Source organism: Agromyces sp. NPDC055658 (assembly GCF_053618155.1).
In genome coordinates this window covers 1-1,040 of the sequence record NZ_JBSHHD010000155.1, presented here as the reverse complement: position 1 = coordinate 1,040, position 1,040 = coordinate 1, and the positions used below count along the sequence as shown (strand labels likewise).

General features: G+C 69.0%; 1 protein-coding gene and 1 pseudogene. One reads left to right on the top strand and one right to left on the bottom strand.

Annotation, left to right across the window (positions count from 1 at the left end):
- Positions 1 to 326: pseudogene (locus tag ACWGPE_RS19295) on the top strand (hypothetical protein); the annotation flags it as partial.
- Here the strand turns inward: ACWGPE_RS19295 and truB are convergent.
- Positions 257 to 1,040, bottom strand: a 784-nt coding sequence (gene truB / locus ACWGPE_RS19290; protein ID WP_452049363.1) for a tRNA pseudouridine(55) synthase TruB, incomplete at its 5' end; no start/stop codon positions are given. The pseudogene ACWGPE_RS19295 and the gene truB overlap by 70 nt on opposite strands.

Here is a 1,040-nt window from a genome sequence, read left to right as displayed (position 1 = left end):
GCACCGGTGTTCGCGCGCTCACCGTGCACCCCGGCGGGATTGACACGCCGATCACCCGGGCCGGACGCGTCCGCGTGGATGCCCTCGGCAATACCGACCCCGAGCTGTTCCACCGGAACTTCACCGCGCTCGCCCGCACTTCCCCAGAGCAGGCGGCCGCCACCATCCAGCGGGGCATCGAGCGGGGTCGCTCACGCATCCTGATCGGTGCCGACGCGCATCTGATGAACACACTCGCCACCATCCTGCCGACGCACTACTTCGACCTCGTCCGTCCCGCGATGCCACTCGCGCGCCGTCTGCTCGATGCGTTGGCCACTCGTTGACCGTTGATCACGCCTACAAGGTGGCCGTCGGGTGCGGTGGCGGCATAGATCCCGTCGATGCCGGCCGGGGTCAGCGCCCGCCCGTGCCGGGTGTCCTCGGTTTCCTCGGCGCTCAGGTCGCGGCGCGGAAACCCGACCAGGCACGCCTCGTCGAGTGAGTAGCTCAGCCGAGCCTGCTCGGCGAGATCGTCCAGAGTGCGCGCCTCGTCCAGCCCATAGCGGCCAACCTTGGTGCGGCGCAAGGCCGTCAGATGTCCACCGACGCCCAGTGCCACACCCACATCGCGGGCCAGGGCGCGGATGTAGGTGCCCGAGGAGCAGTCCACATCGACGTCCACATCGACGAATTCGTCCACCCGCCGGACCGCGAGGACCTCGAACCGGCCGATGCGCACGGGCCGGGCGGCCAGCTCGACGGTCTGCCCTTCGCGGGCCAGCTTGTAGGCGCGCTGCCCGGCGATCTTGATCGCGCTGACCGCCGAGGGCACCTGTTCGATATCTCCGCGCAGTGCCGCCACCGCGTCCTCGATCTGATCGTCGGTGACATGGGCAGCGGAAACCGTCTGCAGCACTTCACCTTCGGCGTCCTCGGTGGACGTGGTCTGGCCGAGCCGGATTGTCGCGGCATAGGACTTGTCGGTGGCGGTCAGGAGGCCGAGGATCTTGGTGGCGCGCTCGATCCCGATCACCAGTACGCCGGTCGCCATCGGGTCG